The organism is Frankia sp. CcI156, assembly GCF_001983015.1.
GTDB lineage: Bacteria > Actinomycetota > Actinomycetes > Frankiales > Frankiaceae > Frankia > Frankia casuarinae.
This window is the reverse complement of the sequence record NZ_MOMD01000023.1, coordinates 47,844-71,485: the sequence shown is the minus strand read 5'-3', so window position 1 is coordinate 71,485 and position 23,642 is coordinate 47,844. Positions and strand designations below refer to the sequence as shown.

Genomic DNA, 23,642 nt, shown 5'->3' with positions numbered 1-23,642 from the left:
GGTCGACACATCGGTGAGTGGCCGCCAGCGACAACCGGTCCTCGTGAGGGGTTAGGTGAACAGGTGCTCGCGATCCTCGCGCCCGGCCAGGGTGCACAGACCCCCGGACAGCTCCGCGCCTGGCGCGGTCTCGAGGGGGCGGAAGAACGGCTGCGCTGGTGGTCCGCCGCAGTCGGGATCGACCTGCTCGAAGCCGGGTGCGAGGCGCCCGCCGAGACGATCCGGGATACGGCGATCGCCCAGCCGTTGATCGTCGCGAGCGGGCTGATCGMGGCCGAACATCTCGGGCTGCCGGTCACCTCCCCGGTCGGACCGGACACCCTGGTGCTGGCCGGTCACAGCGTCGGCGAGATCACCGCCGCGGCCCTCACCGGCACCCTCACTGCCGAGGAGGCCCTCGTCTTGGTGGCCCTGCGGGGACGCGCGATGGCCGAGGCGTCCGCCCGGGTCGAGACCGGCATGACGGCGCTGCTCGGCGGTGATCCCGAGGCGGTGGCCGCCCGGTTGAGTGAACTCGGCCTGACCGCAGCCAACCGCAACGGTGCCGGGCAGATCGTCGCCGCCGGCACCGCCCGCGACCTCGCCCGGCTCGCCGCGGAGCCGCCCGCGGGTGTCCGGCTGCGTCCCCTGTCCGTCGCCGGCGCCTTCCACACCCGGCACATGTCCTGCGCGCGCGACGCGCTGGCCGCGGTCGCGGGTGGCCTCCGGCCCGGGGTACCGCGGGCCGCCGCGCTGTCCAACGCCGACGGGGCGATCGTCACCGACCCGGCCGAGCTGATCAGCCGGCTGGTGGCCCAGGTCGCGGCGCCGGTCCGGTGGGACCTGTGCCTCGCGACGCTGCGCGATCTCGGGGTCGGTGCGGTCATCGAACTCCCCCCGGCCGGCGCTCTCGCCGGGATCGCCCGCCGGGAACTGCCCGGTGTCACGATCCACGCGGTGAAGAGCCCCGACGACCTGCCCGCGGCCCGCGAGCTGGTCGCCGAGTACCTCGGCGCCGAACTCCTGAGCGCGGTCCCGGCAAGCCTGGCGGACCCAACCCCCGGAACTCCACCGGGCTCGACGACGGACGACGCCCTGGTGGGAGCGCAGGCATGACCGAGCTGACCGGTGCCCGCATGCTCGGCCTCGGCGTCTACCGTCCGGCCCGGGTGGTGACCAACGACGAGATCGCCCAACGGGTCGACACCTCCGACGCCTGGATCCAGGCCCGTACCGGCATCGCCAGCCGGCGCATCGCCGACGACGAGGAAACCATCGTCGCGATGGGCGCCGCGGCCGCGGAGAAGGCGCTCGCCGCCGCCGGCCTCACCGCCGACTCGATMGATCTGGTGATCGGGGCGACCTGTACCTCTCCCTCCCAGATCCCGGGTGCCGGTCCGCAGATCGCCCATCGCATCGGGGCCGGCCGGGCCGGGGCGTTCGACATCAACGGCGCCTGCGCCGGTTTCAGCTACGCGGTGTCGACGGCCGCCGACATGGTGCGCGCTGGCACCCTGCGCAACGTGCTCGTGGTGGCCACCGAAAGGCTGTCGGACTACACCGACTGGGACGATCGCAGCACCTGCATCCTGCTCGCCGACGGTGCCGGAGCAGCCGTGATCGGCCCGGCGGAGACCAACGAGATCGGCCCGGCGGTCTGGGGGCACGACGGATCCCGGCCCGAGACGATCCAGGTTCCCGGCTACGGCGACAACTCCTTCCGCATGGAGGGCCAGGCGGTGTTCCGCTGGGCGATCTCCCTGGTCCCGGTCCTCCGCCAGATCTGCGAGCAGGCCGGCGTGGCACCCGAGGACCTCGCGGGTATCGTTCCGCATCAGGCTAACCTGCGGATCGTCGAAGCGTTGGTGACGGGTATCGGCGCCACGAACGCTGCCGTTGCCCGCGATGTGGTCGATGCCGGCAACACCTCCGCCGCAAGCATTCCGCTGGGACTCAGCCGGTTGCTGGAGAGCGGCGAGATCCGCCGGGGAGACCCGGTGCTGCTGTTCGGCTTCGGTGCCGGCCTGACCTACTGCGGGCAGCTCGTGCGCTGCCCCTGACAACCTCGACCAACCCTCGACCAACCCTCGACACCGCACCGCGACCGTCCCGCACCGCACTGCGGCGAGGCGTCCGATGACCATCAGCCCGACCGCGCCCCTGATCCAGGCGCCCACGCTTCCGCGCTGGTACGCGGCAGCCCCGCGCACCACTCGCCACCGACCGACAACATCCCATCAGGAGGAACGATCATGTCCCAAGCTGACATCCTCGCCGGTCTCGCCGTCATCCTCGAAGAGGTCGCCGGTGTCGACCCGGCCGACGTGACGGCCGACAAGACCTTCATCGACGACTTGGACGTGGACTCGCTGTCCATGGTCGAGGTGGTCGTCGCCGCGGAGGAGAAGTTCGGGGTGAAGATCCCGGACGACGACGTGAAGACCCTCAAGACCGTCGGTGACGCGGTCTCCTACATCCAGCGGGCAGGTGTCGCGGCGTGACCACGCCCCCCAGGCAGGTCGTCGTCACCGGCCTCGGGGCTACTACTCCCCTCGGTGGCGATGTCGCCTCGACGTGGGAGGGTCTGCTCTCGGGCYGCTCCGGCGTCCGGCGTCTCACCGAGGGCTGGGTCGAGCAGCTCCCGGTCCATATCGCCGCGCCGCTGGYGGTCGAGCCGCCGCTGGGTCGGGTCGAGGCTCGTACCCTCGACCGCAGCCAGCAGATGGCTCTGACCGCCGCGCGTGAGGCGTGGGCTGACGCGGGCTCACCCGAGGTCGACCAGGAACGCCTCGCCGCGTGTGTGGCCTCGGGGATCGGGGGCGTGCTCACCCTGCTCCACCAGCATGACGTGATCCGGGAGAAGGGCCCCCGGCGGGTATCCCCGCACCTGGTGCCGATGCTCATGCCGAACGGCCCGGCCAGCACCGTGGGCCTGGCGTTCGGCGCGAAGGCGGGGGTGCACGCCCCGGTCAGCGCGTGCGCCTCCGGCTCGGAGGCCATCGCGCTGGCGCTGGACATCATCCGGGCCGGGCGCGCCGACGTCGTGATCGCCGGCGGTACCGAGGCGGCGATCTCGGCGCTGACCATGGCCGGCTTCGCGCAGATGCAGGCGCTGTCCCGCCGCAACGACGCACCCGAGGCCGCCTCCCGTCCGTTCGACAAGGCGCGGGACGGCTTCGTGCTCGGCGAGGGCGCGGCAATCCTCATCCTCGAGGCGGCCGAGCACGCGGCCGCCCGCGGTGCCCGGGTCCACGGCACCCTGGCCGGCGCCGGCATCAGCTCGGACGCCTACCACATCGCCGCGCCGGAGCCGACCGGCGCCGGCGCGGCCCGGGCGATCCGGGCGGCGCTGCGGTCCGGCTCGTTGGAACCCCGTGACGTCGTCCACGTCAACGCCCACGCCACGTCCACCCCCGCCGGTGACGCGGCGGAGGCGCTGGCGTTGCGCAGCGCCTTCGGTGACCACATCGACGAGATCGCGGTGACGTCGACCAAGTCGACCACCGGGCACCTGCTCGGTGCCGCCGGCGCGGTAGAGGCCGTGTTCAGCGTCCTGGCGCTGCGGGAGCACCTGGTTCCCGCGACGCGCAACCTCGACGCTCTCGACGACGAGATCGCGCTCGACGTCGTGCGGATCGACAACCGGACCATCCGCCCGGGCGCCGCGCTGTCGAACTCGTTCGGGTTCGGCGGTCACGACATCTGCCTGGCCTTCACCGCCTGACCGTCGGCAGGCTGGTCGGCTGGTCGGCTGGTCAGACGTCCACCGCCCGCACCACCACCAACCGATGTCACCCGCGGCGGCGCCGGCCACCCCACCGCCGCCGCGGCACCGCCCGCCGTTTCGGCGAGCGTCATGGTCGCCGGACCGAGTGCCCAGCGGAAGCCGGCGCATACCACAGGTGGTCGCGTATCGGCCTCCTGCGAAGCAGTCCGACGCCGCTCAGGCAAGGAGACGCACGGTGAGTCTGTCCACGATCGACCGAGTCGACCCCCGCACACCTCAGGCTCGGCTCGCCCGGTTTTTCGATCCAGACACCCTGTCGCTGTTCGCGGTCGGCGACCCGTCCGGAGTCGTTGCCGGGCAAGGGCTTGTCGGCGGGAACGAGGTTGTCGCCTTCGCGACAGATCCGACGGTACAGGGTGGCGCGATGGGGCGCGACGGCTGTGCCCGCATCGTTCATGCCATCGAGTCCGCCGTCCGGATGAACTGCCCGGTCGTCGGGATTTGGCACTCGGGAGGCGCCCGGCTTCAGGAGGGTGTCGCCTCGCTTGACGGAGTCGGCCGGATCTTCGCCGCCACGGTGCGGGCCTCCGGCCGGATCCCGCAGCTCTCGCTCGTGCTCGGGGCCGCCGCCGGCGGAGCCGCCTACGGGCCGGCCCTGACCGACATCGTCATCATGGGCCCAGGGGCGAAGGTGTTCGTCACCGGCCCGGACGTGGTGCGTTCGGTGACCGGTGAGGAATGCACCGCCGACAGCCTGGGTGGGCCGGACGTGCACTCCAGGCGCAGCGGCGTCGTGCACGTGACCTGCGACTCCGAGGACGAGGCCGTGGAGCGGACCCGGGCGGTCGCGGTGCTGCTGGCCGATCAGCGCGACATCGGCCCCGTCACCGGACGCGAGCTCGGGGAACTGCTGCCCGACAATCCTCGGCGGGCCTACGACGTGCGCCCGCTCGTGAAGGCGGTGCTCGACGACGAGGACGAGGCCGTCGAGCTCCACCCGAGGTGGGCGCCGAACATCGTGACGGTGCTGGGGCGCCTCGGCGGACGTACCATCGGGGTGGTCGCGAACAACCCGCTGCGCCGTGGTGGATGCCTCGACGCGACCTCGGCCGAGAAGGCCTCCCGGTTCGTCCGGATGTGYGACTCCTTCGGTGTTCCGTTGGTCGTGCTCGTTGACGTGCCCGGTTACCTGCCGGGTGTGGGCCAGGAATGGGAAGGCGTGGTCCGGCGGGGAGCGAAGCTGCTCTACGCCTTCTCCGAGTGCACCGTGCCGCGCGTCACCGTCGTGACCCGCAAGGCGTACGGCGGAGCGTACATCGCGATGAACGCCAGCAGCCTGGGCGCGACCGCCGTGTATGCCTGGCCGACCGCCCAGGTCGCCGTCATGGGCGCCGAGGCCGCCGTCGGCATTCTGCACCGCCGCAAGCTCGCCGAGGTCCCGGCCCAGCGCCGCCCCAGCGTCCTGGCGGAGCTGACCGAGGAGCACATCCGCACCGTCGGTGGCATCGACCGCKCCGTGGAACTCGGCGTCGTCGACGCGGTCGTCACCCCCGCCRCCACCCGGGGCGCGGTTGCCTCCGCCCTCGCCGACGCACTGACCCGTTCCCGCCCCGACAAGAACGTGCACGGCAACATCCCCCTGTAACATCCGGATCCCTGTTACCGGATCCCTGTTATCAGAGCCATTCTGTTACGAGAGTCCACCCTGGAGGAAAATGTTTACCTGATGCGAAATAACGATCTGCCGGCCGGCGTTGCCCTCCMTGGAGGTGCACGTATGACCCTGCAGATGGAGAAGGTAGCCGGTTCGGCATCGAAGGCGACAGGTGGCACGTTCGCTGCCCTGCGGGTGCCGAACTTCCGGCTCTTCCTCGGCGGCCAGATCGTTTCACTCTGCGGGACATGGATGCAGACCATCGCCCTCGGCTGGCTGGTCCTCTCGCTCGGCGCCTCCGGCACGGCGCTCGGCCTGGTCACCGCCGCCCAGTTCCTGCCGGTGCTGTTCTTCGGGCCCTACGGCGGTCTGCTCGCCGACCGGACGGACCGGCGCCGCCTGCTGATCTGCACGCAGGTGGGCTCCGGACTCGCCGCGCTGGCACTGGGCATCCTCGACCTCACCGGTACGGCCCAACTCTGGATGGTCGGGGTGGCCGCCGCGCTCATCGGCCTGTGCAACGCCATTGACAACCCGGCCCGGCAGAGCTTCGTCCAGGAGATGGTCGGGCCGGAGCACCTTCCGAACGCGGTCACCCTGAACTCGGTCGCGATAAACGCGGCGCGCATCGTCGGCCCGGCGATCGCCGGCGTCGTCATCGTGCTCGCGGGCACCGCCGGCTGTTTCCTCATCAACGCGGCCTCCTTCGGCGCGGTCCTGTTCGCCCTGCACCGCATGGACATCTCAGCGCTGTATGATCATCCGCCGATACACCGGGCGCCGGGGCAGCTGCGGGCCGGCTTCGCCTACGTGCGCCGCACGCCGGCGCTGCGCGTACCGTTGGTCATGATGGTGATGATCGGCACGCTGTCCTACGAGTTCCAGGTCGTGCTGCCGCTCCTGGCCCGGGAGACCTTCGGGGGCACCGCGGCCACGTACAGCCTGATGACCTCGGCCATGGGGGCGGGCGCGGTCGTCGGCGGCCTGCTGGTCGCCCGCCGCCGCCGGATCGGGCCCCGAGCGCTGAGCCTGACCGCGATGACCTTCGGTGYCATCCTGCTGCTCGCCGCCGCCGCGCCGACGCTGCCACTCGAGATCGCGACGATGGTGCTGCTGGGCGCGACGAGCGTCGCCTTCATCTCGACCGGGAACGCCACGGTCCAGCTCTCGGCCGACCCGGCGATGCGTGGGCGGGTGATGGCGCTGTGGTCGGTCGCGTTCCTCGGCACAACGCCGGTCGGCGGCCCGATCGCCGGCTGGGTCGCCCAGGCCTTCGGCGCGCGCGCCGGGTTGCTCCTGGCCGCGGGTGCGGCCATCGGCGCGGCGTTGTACGCCTTCGGCTCCCTTCGGGCCACGGCCGTGAAAGGCATGGCCGTGAAAGGCATGGCCATGAAGGGCACGGCCATGAAGGGCACGCGCCCGGACCCGGGTCGGCTCAGTCCGATCCGGCCCCGGGTGCCGCCTCGGCGGGGCTGACGGCCGCCCGGCCGAGGTCGGGGAGCGTGTGCAGCTCATGGGTCTGCCCGCGATGAGCCTGGACCGCGTTGGAATGATAGCTCTCGGCGACAGCAAGGAAGTCGGGCTCGTGGTAACGGCGGCCGTCGACGGTGGGGCCCAGGTACCCCTCCATGATGGCCTCCACATCCTCACCAGTGATCGTCTTGTGGGTCTCCAGCGCGTGGGTGAGGGCCAGGATCTCCCGCCGGTTCGCGGCGAGCACCTCCTCGGTACGGGCATAGAGCTCCCGAAGTTTGCCCTCGACCTGCTCGCCGAACGGCCGGTCGGCGTCGATGGAGGCGTTACCCATCTCCTGTTCCAGCATGGACAGGCGCGAGGCCAGGGTCTCCCCCATCGCCGCCGAGGAGATGAAGTTGGCCACGAGCAGGGTCGCGCTGCGCAGGTCGCCGCCGACACCGACGGTGTTGTCCCCCTCGAAGAACATTCGTTCGCCGACGAGCGAGGCGAGGGAGACCATCACCTGCACCTCGATCTCGGACTTCCACATGAACATGCGGTCCTCGACCGCGACGTGCGCCACGAACCCGCCGACGCCACCGCGGCGTTCGATGGTGGCGAGGTCGATCACCCGCCCACGCTGCATCCGGTAGGCGACGACGGCGTGGCACGCCTCGTGCAGGGCGATGCTGTGCCGTTCCCGGTCGATGTGCTCGTGGTCGTCGGCGAGGCCGTATTCCTTGATCACCCTGGCCCGGAGCATGTCCTGCCAGGTGATGACCTCCCGGCCGTCCTTCACCGCCTGGACCAGGGCCTCGTTGACGGTGTCCTTGATGGTCGCCCCGGTGGCCTCCGGGCTCATGATGGCCAGCCGGTCGATCTGATCCGGCGTGAGCTCGTGGCGCACCTTCGACAGATAGCCCTCGAAAGTGCGGATCCGCCCCTCCTTGCTGGGATAGCCCACCTTGTACTGCCGGTCGATGCGGCCGGGGCGCAGCAGTGCCTCGTCAAGCGACTGCGRCATGTTCGTCGCCATCATGACGAGGATGCGGTATTTGGGCGGTGGCTTGGGCCGCATGCCCAACGTCCGGCGCACCACCCGGTTGAGGAAGCCCCGCGGCTTCTTCAGGCCGGACATCTCGGTGAGCAGCGCCTGCAGGGTGCCGTCGAAACCGCCGCCGCCCCCGCCCATCACGAACTGCTCACGGGTGATCTCCGCGCGGGCCGCCTCGCTCAGGTAGGACAGGCCGTTGCACAGGTCCCCCGGACCGCCCTCGCCCACCGATCCGGGCCGGCCGGCGAACCGGCGCCCGGCGCCGGTCGGGAACGCACTCGCCGAGACCCGTCCCGCCGGGGCCGCGCTCACCGGGACGAATGCGGGCGACCCGGAACGGGCAAACCACGACCGGGCACCGGTTCCGGCCCCGCGGCCGAATCCCCCGGCGAGCTGACCCCGGCTCCCCAGCGTGTCGGCCTCGTCAAAGAAGACGATCACCCCGCCATAACGCAGGGAGAGCTTGCGCAGCTTGCGGAACAGCGATTTCACCTTGAGGATGCCGACCCCGATGAACATCGCTTGGAAGGCACCCGGGTCGACGAACACGAAGGGCTTCCCGGTCTCTCCCGCGACCGCCTCGGCGATGAGGGTCTTGCCGGTGCCCGGTGGCCCCCAGAGCAGGATACCGCCGGGAACATGACCACCCCGGCTCTCGATCTCCTCCGGCCGCTCCAGGTAGAAAACGTTCTCCTTCACCCGGCTGACAACGTGGTCCTGCCCCCACACGTCGGCGAAGCGGGTAGTGATGTCCTCGGGGAAGTAGACGTCGACGCCGCCCTTGGACAGGAACCAGAACATCACGACGAACTGGCCGACGACGAGGGCCATGAGCAGGACGATCTGCAGGACCGCCGGGATGGCCTTCCAGACGGCGCCGGGGACGTTCACCATCGCGTCGAAGACCGAGGTATCGGCCAGGCGGGCGTAGACGAACAGGGCGAGCGCGGCCCCGACGATCCACTTCAGCGCACGGCTGACCCGGTACCGGTTCCAGTCGTTGAGCCGCAGCAACCGACGCTCGGCCTGCCCGAAGACCCGATCGGTCCAGAAGACGTAGTAGCCCGACCACCGTTCGCCCAGGAACATGTGGAGCTGGTGCACCAGTTCCACGCCCAGCAGGGCCAGGACCCACCAGCTGTTCCTGGCCTGGATGCGGATCGAGTCGGCCCACGTCATCAACGGGTTGCCGGACACGTCGGCCGCCAYGACGAAGACGAAGACCGCCCCGAGCAGGAGCAGGAACTTCACCCGGTCCCAGAAGGCGAGGGGACGGCGGCGTGGCTTGCCGGCGGTCGCGCTCGCCGGCTTCGCATCCGTGCCACCGGGGTCGGGACCAGCCAGACCGGCGGCATTCGGCTTCGGGTCCCCGCCGTCGGCGGTCCCACCTGCCTGGTCTCTCACGCCCATGACTACTGACCTCGGTCCGTCGGCTCGATCGTGAAGGACTTGGCGACATCGCCGATCTGCTGACCATGCGTGGCGTAACACAGCGACGAACACGCGAGGATCAGCTGGTAGAGCACTCGCTGCCCGTTGTCGAGCAGGCTCGTCTGGTCAATGGTGACCAGCCCGGCCTGGGTCTGCACCTGGTAAACGAGGTGCAMCCCGTGCACACCATCCTTCTTGTGCACAACCTCGTCCGCGAGTAGCAGGAAGTTCGGCGTCAGCCGCGCACCGTAGGGGTTCTGCCGCACGGCCTGCTCCTGCGCGGCCACCGCGTCGTCGACGGAGAGGACGAAGTTGCGCAGATCGTTGGTGGAGACCGCGTTGGCCTCCTCCGGGAGCAGGTGGCGAACCTGGACGAACCCCTTCGGCTGCGTTGCGTCCGGCACGAGGAGCCGGGTGTTGTCGAACCGCTGGGCCGCGTCGATGCCGACGACCCATTCCCGCGACATGAGACCGCGCAGCATCTCGGGGCTGACATTGCGGGCGTCGATCCCGAAAAGCGCAGGTCCGGGCATCTCCTGGTGATTCCACCCGGTCGGGACACGCACAAACGCGCCGTCCTTCTTGTTGGTTACGTATTCGTAACTCGGCGAGCCGCAGGCAGCGGCGGCGAGGAACACCGAGACGATTACGCTGAGCAGCAGCAGGGTGCCAGGGGCGGACTTTCGGCGCGGACGTGTCATCCGACGTCGAGCCTCCACGGCGAACCTCCAGCTTCGCGAGGTTGAACACATGGTGCGGCGCCGGGCCATGGTCCTTTGCTTTCCTTCGAAAAGTGTGACTCAGGACGGGGTCGACCTACGCAACCTTCGCCAAAAAGAGAGGAAGTACATACCCTCCGCTGTCGGATGCTCCGGGTGCCCGACGCCACTCCGGCACGCCGAACCCCGATTCGGTGACCGCAGGAGTCAAGGAGATCACAATAAGTCATGATCTTCCTGYGGGGCAACACGAACGCCAACCTGGAGGTGGACGCCGCTGCCCGGGCCTCGGATCGGCGTGTGCGGCATACCCCGATCCCCCCGTGGTCGAACCAACGTCCCCGGGCATACCGCACGCCTCCTCCAGATCGGGCGCCGGATCGGGCGCCGGGCCGGGCGAAACGCCATCCCGGGTGAGGCACCGTGGCCGCACTCGGACGGTGCGGCCACGGTCGGGCCGAACGCGGCATCCCAGGCACACTGTCGGTATGGCGCACTATCGGCATGGTCGTAAGGTTCCCGCGCTTCGTCCCGCGCGGCGGCACCTCATCGGCGGACTGACGGTGGTCGCGGTGTTCGTCCTGGTGGGGCTGGCCGCCTGGAACCCGATCGCGGCCCTGCCAGCACTCGCCGCGATCCTCATACTCGGCGTGATCGACTGGGTCGTCGTGACGGCCTCCCCCACCTCCGGCGACCTGCCCTCCGGACCTGCCGCGTTCACCGGGGACGAACCCGGCTGGGAGGGCGGGATGGACACACCGACGCAGGTGCTGCCGCGACTGACCTTCGGATACGCGCGGGCGTCGGCGCGTGGCGAGGAGTACGCGGAGCCGGACCAGGACGCGGTGCGCACCATGGCGATCGACATGCGCGGCTACCTCGACGAGGCGGGTCCGGGCCGGATGGGCTGAGCGGGTCCGGTCCCCGCCCGCGCCCGCGCCAGGAGGCCGAGCACGGCCGACGTCGCCGCGCGCGCAGCCGCGGCCTCCCGCTCACCATCCGTACCCCCCTCGCCTCCGCCCTCCTCACCGTGGGCACCGCCCGCGTTCCGGCCGGCGGCCAGACCAACCAGGAACGCGGTGAGTGGCGCCGCGGGACGCGCGACCCCGTGGGCGACGTCGCGCGCGAGATCGAGGACGGCGCCCACGTCGATCCGTGCCGCGTCGAGGCCGAGCTCGGCGCAGACGTCCGACACCCACTGCGCCAGGACGTCCCGCTCCAGGAGGTTCTTGTCCCGAACGTTCTTGTCCCGAACGTTGCCGGCACCCGAGCCGACGGCCGCGGCGGGCGGCGGGCGATGACGTCCGGCCTCCGGGGGCGGCGGGCGATGACGTCCGGCCTCCGGGGGCGGCGGATCCGCCGAAGCCCGATGATCGGACCACGACTGGTGATCAGGCTGCTGGTCATCGGCGGAGGTCATAGGCCTATCGTGCCGGGCCGGGCCACGCTCGCCCACCGCGGCCCAGCTGCGGGCCCGCGCCACATCCGCCGGTTCGTCGCAGTCGAGGCAGGTCCGGGCGTGCGCCCGGACCGCGGTCACCGGACGGTCTGCGAACAGGCCGCGCACCGGGCGCCCGATCGGATCGGCGGGTAGCGCCGCCCACAGCGAGGCCGTCCGCCACACCGCGGCCAGAAACTGCCGGCGGCCGTCCGGGTCGACCAGCAGCGCGGCCTGCGCCGCGGGGTCCGCGACCCCGCGGCGCAGCAGCGCGATCTCCCGGCCGGTCAGGAACGGCAGGTCGGCGGCGAGGACGGCGACGAACGGTGTGGTGATCTCGACAAGGCCGGCGGCGATCGCCGCGACCGGTCCCCCGCCGGGCGGATCCTCCCGACACCAGCGCACCCGACCAGGCGGAATCGGATCGACGGCCAGGTCGCGCCGGGGACCGACGATGACCACCCGTTCGGCGTCCAACACCGCGGACAGCACCCGCTCGAGCAGGGTGGAACCGCCGACCATCACCGCCGGCTTGTCCCGGCCGCCGAGCCGGCGCGCCCCACCCCCGGCCAGCACCAGGGCACTCCAACCCGCGGGGACACCGGCATACGACCCGGACCGGGCCACCGTCATCCGCCGATCGCGGACATCGGCCGGTCCGGCTGCCGAAAGGTCGGTTCGTCGATGCCGTGCCCCGCCTTCTTGCCCCGCACGGCCGCCCGCCACAGAGCCGCGAGCCGCTCGTCGTCCGCGCCGGCACGCATGGGGGTCCGCAGATCGCTCTCCCGCCGGGCGAACAGACAGTCACGTACCTGGCCGTCGGCGGTCAGCCGGACCCGGTCACAGGCCGCGCAGAACGGCGCCGACACCGAGGCGATCACCCCCACCCGCCCGGGCCCACCGTTCACCTCGAACAACTCGGCGGGCGCACTGCCGCGGCCCGGCAGCGGCGTGAGGGTGAACTCCGCCCGCAGGCAGGCAAGGATCTCGCCGGCCGTCACCATCGTGTCCCGACGCCACGCGTGCTGCGCATCCAGCGGCATCTGCTCGATGAACCGCAGCTCGTAGCCCTCCCGCAGACACCAGCGCAGTAACCGGGGGGCTTCGTCGTCGTTGACGCCCCGAACGAGGACGCTGTTGACCTTGACCGGGGTGAACCCGCTCGCGGCGGCGGCGGACAGTCCTGCCAGCACGTCACCGAGCCGCTCCCGGCGGGTGATCCGGACGAACCGGTCCGCGTCCAGCGTGTCCAGGGAGACGTTGATCCGGTCCAGACCGGCGGCCCGCAGCGGGCCCGCCAGGCGGGCCAGGATCAGACCGTTCGTGGTGACGGACAGTTCGGGCCGCGGCCGCAGGGCCGCAAGCCGCGCCACCAGCTCCACCAGACCCGGACGCAGCATGGGCTCACCGCCGGTGAGGCGAACCTCGGTCACGCCGAGCCGCCCAACCGCGACGCCAACCAGCCGGACTACCTCGTCGTCGGTCAGCATCCGCTCGCCAGGGAGCCACGCGAGTCCCTCGGCCGGCATGCAATAGGTACACCGGAGGTTGCAGCGGTCCGTCAACGACACCCGCAGGTCCGTCGCGATGCGACCATGGGTGTCGGTGAGGCTCATTCCTCCAGGGTAAGAGCCGTTCGTCTGAGTCGCGGCTCGTCCCGAGTCGGGCCACGCGGCGGCGGACTCACCGGCGGGACGCGATCGGGACGGAGAGGCCACGACGTGGGCAGTCGGACCGTGGCCGCCCCGATCGCCTGCGAGACTACAACTCGTGCGGTCGACGGACGTCCGCGGTCACTGGGCGGCGGTTCGGCCCACGGCACCGCGGCAGGGTCGGCGGGGTCGGCGGGGTCGGCAAGGTCAGAACATCGGTAGGGGAGGGCTCGGCGATGCAGGTCTTCGGGGTTGACGTCGGCGGAAGCGGAATCAAGGGCGCTCCGGTCAACGTCGAGGACGGGTCGCTGGCCGCGCCCAGGTTCCGGCTGGCGACTCCGCAGCCGGCCGAGCCCACCGCGGTGGCCGCGACCGTGGCGGAGGTGGTTGGCCGCTTCGGCTGGTCGGGACCGGTGGGAGCCACCCTGCCCGCAGTGGTCAAGAACGGGGTGGCGCTCACGGCGGCGAACATCGCCCCGTCCTGGATCGGCACCGACGTGGTGTCCCTGTTCGCCGAGGCGCTGGGCGGGTCGGCCGCCGCCACGGGCCCGGTGGACATCACCGTGATGAACGACGCGGACGCGGCGGGCATCGCCGAGATGACCTTCGGCGCCGGACGCGACACCACCGGCCTGGTCGTCGTGACGACGTTCGGAACCGGGATCGGTACCGCGCTGYTCCTCCACGGCCAGCTCGTGCCCAACACCGAACTCGGCCACTTGGAGATCTCCGGGCACGACGCGGAGACCAGGGCGTCCGATGCGGCCCGGGAACGCGAGGGCCTCTCCTGGGAGAAGTGGGCCAAACGGGTGACCAGGTACCTCAACACCATCGAGGCGCTGCTCTGGCCCGACCTCATCATCATCGGTGGTGGGGTGAGCAAGAGAGCGGACAAATACCTCGACCAGCTCGAGGTGCGTACCCGAGTGATCCCCGCGCAACTCCAGAACGAGGCAGGCATCGTCGGCGCCGCCATCTCCGGCCTGGTCGACCAGAACCGGCCCCGACCGGCTGCCCGGCCCGCCCGCCGCCGAGGTCCCGCGACCCGCCCCCCGGGCGGCAGGCGACCATAATCCACCGGTCGCGAGTCCACTCGTCCCGGATCCGGACGTTCCGGGACTGCCCGAACAGGCCCAACACGGTCAGACTGTGCGTGTCGCCCGCCGCCACGCCCGCGACCGACGCCATCGATGGCAGGCTGTCAGCTACCGGGACGCACAGGCCGAAGGCGGGTTGACGCATCATGCTGACATCCGCTCCCATGCGCGTCCGGCGCAACGGTCCGCCCGCCGCGGCACGGCGACAAGCGGTACGGCTTCGACGGAGGAGGAGGCGCCATGCGCGAGCTGCGGGCGGTCGCACTCAGCGAGGACGGCGGCTACCTCGTGCTCACCGACGCGAACGGCAGGACGGACGGCGAGCAGTTCCGGGTGCCCGTGGACGACCGGCTGCGCGCGGCCCTGCGCGGTGTGCGTCGCAGCGAGGTGCGTACCGAGAGCGCGCTCACCCCACGGGAGATCCAGGCCAGGCTGCGCGCCGGGGAGACCGCGGCGGAGGTGGCCAGGGCCGCCGGGATCCCGGTGGAACGGGTGGAGCGCTATGAGGGTCCCGTCCTCGCCGAACGTGCCAGGGTCGTGCAGGAGGCGCGGGCCGCGCTGCTCCCCAAGGATCCGGGGGGCGTGCCGGGACGGCCGTTGGGCGAGGTCGTCGACGCGCGGCTGATGGGAGCCCAGGACAATCCGGCCGCGGCGCAGTGGGACGCGTGGCGCCGCGTCGACGGCATCTGGCTCGTCCAGCTCACCTCGGAAAGCCGCTGCGCCCGCTGGACGTGGGATCCGGTGGTGCGCCGGGTGCGCCCACATGACGACGCGGCCCGCACTCTTGTGGCGCCGGAGACGGCAGAGCAGCCGGCGCCGGTGCCCGCACCGTCATCCGTACCATCATCGTCGGCGGCGCTGCGGGCGGCGGGGCCAGCGCTCACCCTTGTGCACGACCAGGGCATCCCCGCCACCCCGGCCACCCCGGTCCAGCCGATGGTCGCTGCGATGGCGGAATCGGGCCTGCCGCCGGGAACACCGGCCCCGCAGCACGGCCTCCCCGAGCGACAGTACCCTCCGCCCGCGGCCCTGCCCTCCCACCCGGCCGCGTCGTATCCCGGGGATAACGCATATCCCGGGGATAACGCGTATCCCGGGGACACCGCGGGCGGTGGGATCGCGCCCGGGGCACCCGGGTCGCCCGGGTCGCCCGGGTCGCCCACCCGTCCGGAGACGATCCAGGCGGCCGAACCGCAACCCGTGGTCGCGGACACCCGATCCGCGGACACCCGAGCCGTGACCCCCTGGTCCGTACCTGCCCGGTCCGCAGACCCAGCGGCCCCGGGAGACCCGCGCGCGGTGGAGCGGAAGGCCGCCCGGGCCGAGGAAGCCGAGTCCCTGGATCGTCCCGTCCGGCCCGAACCGATCCGCGGCGAGGTCGCTCGCCGGACGGCCGCGACGGGGCGAGGCGTTCCCGGCAGCCGCCCCAGGGTGGGGTCCGCGTCCGGGACCGGACGATCAGGAGTGCATTCCCGACCGGCCGTCGCGCCGGCCGGTCCGCAGCCCGTGACATCCGCCACGTCTCCCACCGGGGCAGCCGCCAAGCTGCCGGTCCCGGGCTCGGCGCAGGTGCCTCCCGTCGCCGGCGGGGAGCGGGGCGGGACAGCCGCCGCGGCCCCGGCCGGACCGGAGCCGTCGGCCCCAGACGTCGGTACGGCAGCGCGATCCGCTCCCGCCGAACCGGCCGCGCTAGCGGGCACCGATGCCGCCGCAGCCGCCGCGGCCGCCGTGACCTCGGCACCAGCCGCCCGAGCCGCCGGATCCGGCACAGATTCCACGCCCGGGGCGCGCCGCACGGCAGCCCGGCGGGAAGCCCGGCGGGAAGCCCCCGCCAAGGCTCCCTCCGCGCAGACGGAGGATGCGCCGGACGGGACCGACGAGATGACCGTAGACACATCGAGCGCCTCCGCTGCGTCACGGGCACGCCCGAGTAACACCGCCCGTGGGAACGAACGTCCGGCAGGYGGTCGACGCGGACGCAAGTCAGTGCCAGCATGGGACRACATCGTCTTCGGTGCCCGACGTCCMTGATCAGACGACCGGGCGTCCGAGACGGGTACCCGTTCGTGGTATGGAGGACCACGGACACCACGCCGCTCTGGATGCAACGACGCCACGAGAGCCGGCTGTGAGTAAACCGTCACATGGTCAGTTGGAACGTCTGACCGCCTAACACAGTTGGAGTAGATGTGACAGGGACTATCACGAAGCCGACGCTGACCAATCTTGATCGTTGCGACCGGTGCGGTGCCCAGGCCTACGTGCGGGTCGTGCTGCCCGGGGGCGGCGATCTCCTGTTCTGCCGGCACCACGCGAAGTCGCACGACTCGAAGCTGCGTGAGATGGCTGTTGAGTATCACGACGAGACCGACAAACTCAGCGTGTCCTGAACTCGGCCGCCCAGGCACCCTGAAGGGGCACATCACGATCTAGCGATGTGTCCCTTTTGGCGTATCCAGGATCCCTGACCACTTCCCTCGCCGCTGGCCGGCGGCCCATCCGTTACTCCGGGCGGCCTCCGCCGCGATCATCCACTCCGTTCCCGGGTGCCCTTCGGCACCCGGGAACGCCAGGCCATACGGTGGGGGCCGTGTCCGCCGCGGGAAACAAAACACCGGCTCCCGTGGCATCGTCCCCGGTGAGCGGCCGCTGGATGGTGTTGCTGCGCAGGGTGGTCGTCGAGGTGAATCCCGGGCTGCTAACGCGGGCCAGAGACCGTCACGCCGCGACCTGGACCGCCATCCGGCGCAGCACGCTGTTCCACCGGCTGGATCGCCAGCGCCGCCGGCTGCCCCGAGGACCCCTGCGACTGGCCCATCGGACCATCACCAATGYCTGGCGGCACCGGGTCCTGGGGCTTGCGGCCGAGGCGGGATTCTGGCAGCTGCTGTCCCTGCCCCCACTCCTGCTGTCGTTGTTGGGAACGCTCGGCTACGTCGGTGACGCCATCGGAGCCGACGCCCTCGACAGCGCCCGGCAGAGCATCCTTCACGGCGCCGGCGGCCTGCTGACCGAATCGGTGGTCGACGACGCGGTGCGCCCGACCATCGACCAGATCCTCTCCCGTGGCCGACCGGATGTGATCTCCATCGGTTTCGTGCTGTCCCTGTGGACCGGGTCGACCGCGATGGCGACCTTCGTCAACACCATCACCATCGCCTACGGCCAGCGCGAGCTGCGCTCGGCGGTACGCAGCCGGCTCCTGGCGCTGTGGCTGTTTCTCGCCCAAGTGGCCAGCGGGGTCATCCTCCTGCCGGCGCTGGTCCTGGGGCCCGAACTGATCTCGCGGATCTTCGACGCCAGTCGCCATCCCCTCGTCAGTACCCTGATCACACTGCTTTACTGGCCGGTCGTGGGACTCGTGGCCCTGGCGATGCTGACCTCGCTGTACCACCTCTCGCTGCCGGTACGCCGACCCTGGTGGCGGGCGCTGCCCGGAGCGATCCTCGCGCTCGTCTGCTGGCTCGTGGGCAGCGGCGTGCTGCGGTACTACCTGGAGATCGTGTTCAGTCACGAACTGGTCTACGGCTCGCTCGGATCACCGGTGGCGGCGCTGCTGTTCTTCTACATCACCGCGCTGGCCGTGTTGTTGGGCGCGGAGCTCAACGCGGCGCTGGACGAGCAGCCACCGCGCCGCCGGGGCAGCCACTCGGCGCTGAACGCCTTGAGGCCGCCTCAATAGGTGCAGGACACCCCGCCCGCGTCACCCGGGACGGACCTTCCCGCCGCGCTGGTCGGGGACCAGACCACCGGTACCGCGGCGGACACCGGTACCGCGGCGAAGGAGCCAMCCCCCGCGCCGGCCGGGAGTGCGCCGGTGGAGCTCCCGTCGGCGACACGACCGCCGAAGGGCTTGAGGAAGGTGCCCAGCTGGGCTGGATCAGGAACTAGGACGCTCTGCCCCCCGCGGGTGCCAGCTGCCGCCGGCACCGTCGTGAACGCGACGCCGCCCGATCCGATCGACTGCATCCGCACCGCGAGAAACCGGAGGTCGGCGAGGGAGGTGGCCTCGTCGAGCGTCAGCGCCGAGGTGGCGGAGTCGACCACCCCGAGCAGCTTCGCCGGGTTGAGCAGGGTGTCCGTCGACGCGATCCGCTGGAAGACGGCACCGAGGAACTGCTGCTGGCGGCGGATGCGGTCGATGTCGCTCTCGGGTAGGCCATACCGCTGCCGGACGAAGGAGAGGGCCTGCGCCCCGTTCAGCGTGTTCTCGCCGACCTGACCGGAAAACCCGGAGTAATGGTCGTGCAGGTTGTCGAAACCCCGTGCCTTCAGCTCGGGGGGAAGCTCCTTGATGCAGACGGTGACCCCGCCGAGGGCGTCCGTCATCCCCTGGAAGCCGATGAAGTCGATCTGAACGTAGTGGTCGACCCGGATCCCGGTGAGGTTCTCGATCGTGGCCACGAGCAGGGACGGCCCGCCGTAGGAGAAGGCGGCGTTCAGCTTGGACCGCTGCGCCGCGTGCTGCGTGCCCGCCGCGTCGGTGTACGCGGGAATCCGCACCCACAGATCCCGGGGGAAGGAGATGAGAGTCGTCGAACCGTCGCCGTCGAGGTGGGCGAGGATGGTCGTGTCCGACCGCTGCCCCTCGACCTGGCCGAACTCGCCGTTGGTCCCCGTCCGAGTGTCCGACCCCACGAGCAGGATGTTCTGCGTTCCGCCCGATGCGGACGCCGGCCGGTCCGCGCTGGCGGAGAAGGCCAGCGGGATGTGATGCACCCTACCGTCGTAGTGCTTCAGCACGGCCCAGCCACCGGTCGCCAGGATCAGGACGAGGGTCGCCAACACCGCGGCCATGGCGGTGAGACCGCGCCGTAAGCCGCCCTGCCCGGGTGCCACGGGACCCTCCGGGGCCGGCCGGTCATACCGGGGCTCGGCCGCCGGGTGATCGATGGGGTACCGGCCGTAGGGATCGGGGTAGGCGCCGGGGGGTACGCGCGGCTCGYCATCATCGTGACCCCGCGGAGCGGGCCGGTGCTCCCGGCGCGGCCACTGCCCGACGGGCCAGTCCTCCTCAGGGGCCCGGCGTGGGTCCCGCGGGTCACGGACGGACCGGCCAGGCCGCTCGCCGTCCCGGCGTCCCGCCGTCGGCCCGTACCGTTCCGGACGATCCGGACGATCCGGAGGCCAGGTCATGGCCGCGTCCTCCTCCCTCATCCACCGGGATGAGATCATCCGCGCCAGTGGCGCCGCCCGGGGTCGGCACCGTCCACCACCGGCGCGAACCCGCCGGACCACCTTGGCACGACGTGGGCGCGGACGGACCGGAACCCTCCCGGACAGTCTTTTCGATGGTGACGGGTGACGGGCGTCATGGCATTCCCGAGGGGTTGTCGGATGTACGACCTCGCAGGCCCCCGGCAGGCCCGCGGACCGTGCGGACTCCGACGGTGCCGCCCGGACCGTCCCGGCCGAGCCGAGCGGCGGCGGACCCCGGCTGACGCCGAGCATCGAGACCGGTCGCGGGCCCGATCCCGATCCTGYGATCCCGACGACAGCCACCGGTATCGGGATGCGCAACAATGATGCCGGTACCCGATGGTGTTCGCGACACGCAGTGCAGTACCCGAATCGAGTGCAGTACCCGAATCGAGCACAGCACCCGAATCGAGCACAGCACCCGAATCGCACGATGYCGGTGGCTATCGGACCGGCATTACGGCACACCGAGGACGTCCGCCCCCGGACCGACTCGATCCGTGCAACGTGGACCCGCCTTCCCCGCCGACCGGCAGATGAGTTAACAGTCCACGACGGAAGGTCACAACCGATCGGATCCCCCAGATCTCCCACAACCGATTGCGTGCCCTCGTTAACTCACCCGAGGTGGGAGGAACAGTCTTCATGGAAGGGTCCGAAGGCGGCGAAGTGGGTAGCGGCGTTCGGGCCCAGGTCGCGACGCGACCGCCCACATCGGCCCGGCATCACCGCGGCGGCGCGATGCACCAAATGCCCGGCGGACCAACGACGAGAAGTCCGGCCAACGCGCCGGGCATGGCGGTGCGCCTCGCGCTACCCGCCGTCCGCAACGGGGCCTACCGTTAACGGTATGAGTGCCCAGTCCCACCAAAGCTCACCTCCACCGACCGGCACGGGGGTGCCCGAGAGCGCGCCGGCCGGGCGTGATCCGAACCTCATCACGACCGACGAGCCGGGYGTTGTCCCCACCGGGGCCAGTGAACCTCCGGCATCGGATGATTCCGTGCGCGAACCCGGACAGGCCAACCACGACGAGGAACCACACGCGGCGTTCCGGCGATTTATGTCGACCGGGTGGGCGCCGATTGACGACGCTGTGCCATCCCGCGATGACTGCGCACCCTACACCACGAAACGTCGCGCCTTGTTGGGTTCGCGGYTCCCRGCGGACGCGCTTGTGGTGCCGAGCGGCGGTCTGCGGGTAYGGGCAAACGACACAGATTTTCCGTTCCGTCCMGGAAGTGACTTCTTCTGGCTGACCGGCTGCCATGAACCCGATGCCGTGTTGGTTCTGCTACCCAACGCGGCCGGTGAGCATGATGCGGTGCTCTATGTCGCCGGGCGGTCCGACCGGTCGAGCTCCGCCTTCTACACCGACCGGCGATACGGGGAACTGTGGGTCGGTCCCAGACCGGGGGTTCGGGAGACCACGGCACAGCTGGAGATCGAATGCCGGCCGCTCACGGAGCTCGCGGACGCGCTCGCGCGGTTGGCACCGGGAAACACCCGGGTACTACGCGGAGTCGATCCGGTCGTGGACGGTTCGGTGCTGCGCTGGTCCGGCCGGGGTGGACCAGGAACCGACCGCGATCTGGCCCTCGCACAGGCCCTTTCCGAGCTGCGGCTGCTCAAGGACGACTTCGAGATCGCCCGATTGGACGAGGCGATCGCCGCGACCGTGCGTGGCTTCACCGAGTGCGTGGGAGAAATCGGTCGGGCGATGGACCTGCCCAACGGAGAACGATGGTTGGAGGGGACGTTCTGGCGGCGGGCCCGGGTGGACGGCAACGACGTGGGATACGGTTCCATCGTCGCCTGTGGCCACCACGCCACGACGCTGCACTGGGTCCGCGACGACGGGCCGGTACGCGCCGGTGATCTCGCCCTGCTCGACATGGGGGTCGAGGGACGGTCCCTCTACACGGCCGACGTCACCCGCACGCTTCCGATCAACGGACGGTTCACCGAGGTGCAACGCCAGGTCTATGACGTGGTTCTTCGCGCCCAGCAGGCCGGGATCGACGCGGTCCGGCCGGGAGCGTCCTTCCTGGAGCCGCACCGGGCCGCCATGCGGGTCATCGCCACGGCGCTCGACGACTGGGGGCTCCTGCCGGTCAGTGCGCAGGAGTCGCTGACCGAGGACCCACGCTCCCCGGGAGCGGGCGTCCATCGCCGCTATACCCTGCACTCCACGTCGCACATGCTCGGATTGGACGTGCACGACTGCGCGCAGGCGCGCGACCAGACCTATCGCGACGCGGCGCTGGAACCGGGCATGGTATTGACGGTCGAACCGGGCCTGTACTTCCAGCCGGACGACCTGATGGTTCCGCCGGAACTGCGAGGCATCGGCGTCCGGATAGAAGACGACATCCTGGTCACCAGGGATGGAAGGCGGAACATGTCCGCCGCACTTCCGCGAACCGMGGAAGACGTCGAAAACTGGATGGCCCGGCAGCTGCCGAACTGACGGAACGAACAGATCTGGCGACGGACTGCGTCAGCGGCAACGCCAATAGTTCCTGCCACACCGGCCCGGTCGGTGTGGCAGGAACCTGACCATGCAAAACCTGATCACACGATCTTCGGTCCGCCGGATCGCGCGGCCCGTCGTCCAATACCACGGGCACTACCGCTACAAGGGGTTCCACTGCTCCGGTCCCTACCCCGGAAAAGCAGTCAAGACCAGGATCAGTGGGCCTTGTCGTACGCCTCGACGATGTTGGAAGCGATACGCCCCCGGTCACTCACCGTGTAACCGTTGCTGCGCGCCCACTCACGAATGTCGGCGGTACGGTCGGTTCCGCCGGTACGGCGCGAAGCGGCACGCACACCACGCCGGCCACCCGCCGCCCGACCGCCGGRACGGCGAGCCGCGGTGACGAACGGAGCCAACGACTCACGCAACTTCGTGGCGTTCTTCTCCGACAGGTCGATCTCATACTGCGCACCGTCGAGTCCGAACCGGACGGTCTCGTCGGCCTCTTCTCCACTGAGATCGTCAATCAACGAGACGATGGTCTTCTGGGCCATGCCACTCTCCTTCAGGTCAGCGGACCGCAGAACTCACGCGTCTATTATTACCACGAGAACGCGGGGAACTGTCACGCCTGGTTCGTCGGGCTCGCAGGCTTGGGTCGCCGAAGACGAAGTCAGCGCTCAACGCACGCCGCCCTGGCAGTCGGAGTGCGGAACCCAAAGACAGGGAGCAAGCTCCACATGATAGAGGGATGATCATGTTCTGCGAATCACACCTTCCCAGTCGAAAGGCCGACCGCAAGCGGACAGTTGGGCAGGCGTGGACCGAGCGGCGTCCATGTCCTCCGACCTTGGGACACCGATCGTGTTCGTCTACCGACTCCCGTGGACGATTGCCCGGCAAACGGCGGGCAACAGCCGCCGGCGCCTTTGGGGTGGTGGTGCCGCGAGCGGAACCGACCGGTACGAATGCCAAAGGGGATCGCCGCGCCGGATGAGTACCCCTGATTCCGGCGCCGCCGGTATGAGCCGACCCACGGACGAGTACCCGCGCACGTGGGTGGTAGACGGTGCCAACGTGATTGGCTCCCGGCCCGACGGGTGGTGGCGGGACCGCCCAGGAGCGGCCGGACGGCTGGTCGACGCTATTTCGGCGCGGATCACCCGTCCCGGCACGCACCCGCGGCCATCATCGAGGCCGGAATGGCCTGAGCGGATCGTGGTCGTTCTCGAGGGTGCGGCACGGGCCGGAGTTCCCGAGGGAACCGTACGGCCCGGAAAGATCACACCCGAAAAGGTCCGGCCCGCGGACGTCGCGCCAGAGAAGGGCCGCCACGTTCCAGCGAGGGCGGACCGCGCGGCACCGACCATCGTCGTCGTGCACGCCCCCGGGCACGGCGACGACGCCATCGTGGCGGCGGCGCGCGACGCGGTCGCGCCCGTGGTCGTCATCACCTCGGATCGGCAACTTGCCGGCCGGCTGAGGTCGCTCGGCGCGGGTGTGCGACGGTCGGGATGGTTGTGGGAGCTGCTCGACGAACGATGAACGACGGCCAACCAGCGACGGGTCCGGGGGCAACCGGCGGTCAGCGTCCGTCCGGGTCGCCGGCCGGCCCACGAACGGACGAGCCTCGGAGAGGGAGCACGACGGCCGCCGCGAAAAAATACACCGGCGATACCGGAAAAGGCGCGCTACGACGGGCTGAGGCCGCTTGACGGGGATGGACGGCCCACCGGACCGTACGCGAAACGCCGGGAC

19 protein-coding genes are annotated in these 23,642 nt (G+C 70.7%); 13 read left to right on the top strand and 6 right to left on the bottom strand.

Annotated elements, in window-relative coordinates; translation table 11 throughout:
• The first annotated feature begins 63 nt into the window (after positions 1 to 63).
• The 6 genes from CcI156_RS10880 (at position 64) to CcI156_RS10855 (ending at position 6,836) form a co-directional block, all read left to right on the top strand.
• Positions 64 to 1,095, top strand: coding sequence for an ACP S-malonyltransferase (locus CcI156_RS10880; protein WP_076805511.1), 1,032 nt, complete (start codon positions 64 to 66; stop codon positions 1,093 to 1,095).
• Positions 1,092 to 2,039: a beta-ketoacyl-ACP synthase III gene (locus tag CcI156_RS10875; RefSeq protein WP_011437860.1), complete on the top strand. Its 948-nt coding sequence runs from the start codon at positions 1,092 to 1,094 to the stop codon at positions 2,037 to 2,039. The genes CcI156_RS10880 and CcI156_RS10875 overlap by 4 nt, the downstream gene beginning before the upstream one ends.
• A gap of 192 nt (positions 2,040 to 2,231) precedes the next feature.
• Complete coding sequence (locus CcI156_RS10870) at positions 2,232 to 2,480, top strand: acyl carrier protein (protein WP_011437861.1); 249 nt, start codon at positions 2,232 to 2,234, stop codon at positions 2,478 to 2,480.
• Complete coding sequence (fabF, locus tag CcI156_RS10865; RefSeq protein ID WP_076805510.1) at positions 2,477 to 3,703, top strand: beta-ketoacyl-ACP synthase II; 1,227 nt, start codon at positions 2,477 to 2,479, stop codon at positions 3,701 to 3,703. Before CcI156_RS10870 ends, fabF begins: the two co-directional genes overlap by 4 nt.
• Before the next feature lie 238 nt (positions 3,704 to 3,941).
• Positions 3,942 to 5,351, top strand: a complete 1,410-nt coding sequence (locus tag CcI156_RS10860) for an acyl-CoA carboxylase subunit beta (protein WP_076805509.1) — start codon at positions 3,942 to 3,944, stop codon at positions 5,349 to 5,351.
• A 132-nt stretch (positions 5,352 to 5,483) separates the two neighbouring features.
• The gene (locus CcI156_RS10855; protein ID WP_076805508.1) at positions 5,484 to 6,836 is read left to right on the top strand and encodes an MFS transporter; all 1,353 of its coding nucleotides are present in this window, start codon (positions 5,484 to 5,486) and stop codon (positions 6,834 to 6,836) included.
• Here the strand turns inward: CcI156_RS10855 and CcI156_RS10850 are convergent.
• Together CcI156_RS10850 and CcI156_RS10845 are read right to left on the bottom strand one after the other, a co-directional pair.
• Complete coding sequence (locus tag CcI156_RS10850; RefSeq protein ID WP_076805507.1) at positions 6,796 to 9,279, bottom strand: AAA family ATPase; 2,484 nt, start codon at positions 9,277 to 9,279, stop codon at positions 6,796 to 6,798. The two genes, CcI156_RS10855 and CcI156_RS10850, sit on opposite strands and share 41 nt — an antisense overlap.
• A 2-nt stretch (positions 9,280 to 9,281) precedes the next feature.
• On the bottom strand, positions 9,282 to 10,001 hold the full coding sequence (locus CcI156_RS10845) for a hypothetical protein (protein ID WP_076805506.1): 720 nt from the start codon (positions 9,999 to 10,001) through the stop codon (positions 9,282 to 9,284).
• Positions 10,002 to 10,507: 506 nt separating this feature from the next.
• On the opposite strand from CcI156_RS10845, the gene CcI156_RS10840 reads away from it, so the two are divergent.
• Positions 10,508 to 10,930: a hypothetical protein gene (locus CcI156_RS10840; RefSeq protein WP_011437867.1), complete on the top strand. Its 423-nt coding sequence runs from the start codon at positions 10,508 to 10,510 to the stop codon at positions 10,928 to 10,930.
• Here CcI156_RS10840 and CcI156_RS26815 read toward each other — a convergent pair.
• Both CcI156_RS26815 and moaA read right to left on the bottom strand, forming a co-directional pair.
• Positions 10,894 to 12,090 (bottom strand): NTP transferase domain-containing protein, encoded by a 1,197-nt coding sequence (locus tag CcI156_RS26815; protein WP_023840360.1) that lies wholly within the window; start codon positions 12,088 to 12,090, stop codon positions 10,894 to 10,896. The genes CcI156_RS10840 and CcI156_RS26815 overlap by 37 nt on opposite strands.
• The gene (gene moaA, locus CcI156_RS10830) at positions 12,087 to 13,073 is read right to left on the bottom strand and encodes a GTP 3',8-cyclase MoaA (RefSeq protein WP_011437869.1); all 987 of its coding nucleotides are present in this window, start codon (positions 13,071 to 13,073) and stop codon (positions 12,087 to 12,089) included. The genes CcI156_RS26815 and moaA overlap by 4 nt, the downstream gene beginning before the upstream one ends.
• A gap of 272 nt (positions 13,074 to 13,345) precedes the next feature.
• Between moaA and ppgK the strand changes: the two genes are divergently transcribed.
• The 4 genes from ppgK to CcI156_RS10810 all read left to right on the top strand — a co-directional run bounded on the left by ppgK (position 13,346) and on the right by CcI156_RS10810 (position 17,888).
• The gene (ppgK, locus tag CcI156_RS10825; protein ID WP_076805505.1) at positions 13,346 to 14,182 is read left to right on the top strand and encodes a polyphosphate--glucose phosphotransferase; all 837 of its coding nucleotides are present in this window, start codon (positions 13,346 to 13,348) and stop codon (positions 14,180 to 14,182) included.
• Between the two features lie 264 nt (positions 14,183 to 14,446).
• Positions 14,447 to 16,237, top strand: coding sequence for a septation protein SepH (sepH, locus tag CcI156_RS10820; protein WP_076805504.1), 1,791 nt, complete (start codon positions 14,447 to 14,449; stop codon positions 16,235 to 16,237).
• 158 nt (positions 16,238 to 16,395) lie between these two features.
• Positions 16,396 to 16,596 (top strand): hypothetical protein, encoded by a 201-nt coding sequence (locus CcI156_RS10815; RefSeq protein ID WP_011437872.1) that lies wholly within the window; start codon positions 16,396 to 16,398, stop codon positions 16,594 to 16,596.
• A gap of 263 nt (positions 16,597 to 16,859) precedes the next feature.
• Positions 16,860 to 17,888 carry a YihY/virulence factor BrkB family protein gene (locus CcI156_RS10810; RefSeq protein ID WP_076805503.1) on the top strand — a complete coding sequence of 343 codons (1,029 nt, stop codon included), beginning with the start codon at positions 16,860 to 16,862 and terminating at the stop codon, positions 17,886 to 17,888.
• On the opposite strand, the gene CcI156_RS10805 is transcribed toward CcI156_RS10810, so the two are convergent.
• Complete coding sequence (locus CcI156_RS10805) at positions 17,882 to 19,045, bottom strand: LCP family protein (RefSeq protein ID WP_371681795.1); 1,164 nt, start codon at positions 19,043 to 19,045, stop codon at positions 17,882 to 17,884. The genes CcI156_RS10810 and CcI156_RS10805 overlap by 7 nt on opposite strands.
• Positions 19,046 to 20,468: 1,423 nt before the next feature.
• Here CcI156_RS10805 and CcI156_RS10800 point away from each other — a divergent pair.
• Complete coding sequence (locus CcI156_RS10800; RefSeq protein ID WP_076805540.1) at positions 20,469 to 21,875, top strand: aminopeptidase P family protein; 1,407 nt, start codon at positions 20,469 to 20,471, stop codon at positions 21,873 to 21,875.
• 221 nt (positions 21,876 to 22,096) lie between these two features.
• On the opposite strand, the gene CcI156_RS10795 is transcribed toward CcI156_RS10800, so the two are convergent.
• Positions 22,097 to 22,438, bottom strand: a complete 342-nt coding sequence (locus CcI156_RS10795; protein WP_076805502.1) for an Lsr2 family protein — start codon at positions 22,436 to 22,438, stop codon at positions 22,097 to 22,099.
• Positions 22,439 to 23,102: 664 nt separating this feature from the next.
• On the opposite strand from CcI156_RS10795, the gene CcI156_RS26810 reads away from it, so the two are divergent.
• Positions 23,103 to 23,429 (top strand): hypothetical protein, encoded by a 327-nt coding sequence (locus CcI156_RS26810; RefSeq protein WP_049760977.1) that lies wholly within the window; start codon positions 23,103 to 23,105, stop codon positions 23,427 to 23,429.
• Positions 23,430 to 23,642 lie beyond the last annotated feature (213 nt).

What these genes read in the sequence shown, in the direction of transcription:
- CcI156_RS10840 (WP_011437867.1), top strand. Translation starts at nt 10,508, where the DNA reads ATGGCGCACTATCGGCATGGTCGTAAGGTTCCCGCGCTTCGTCCCGCG.
- CcI156_RS10870 (WP_011437861.1), top strand. Translation starts at nt 2,232, where the DNA reads ATGTCCCAAGCTGACATCCTCGCCGGTCTCGCCGTCATCCTCGAAGAG.
- moaA (WP_011437869.1), bottom strand. Translation starts at nt 13,073, where the DNA reads ATGAGCCTCACCGACACCCATGGTCGCATCGCGACGGACCTGCGGGTG.
- CcI156_RS26815 (WP_023840360.1), bottom strand. Translation starts at nt 12,090, where the DNA reads ATGACGGTGGCCCGGTCCGGGTCGTATGCCGGTGTCCCCGCGGGTTGG.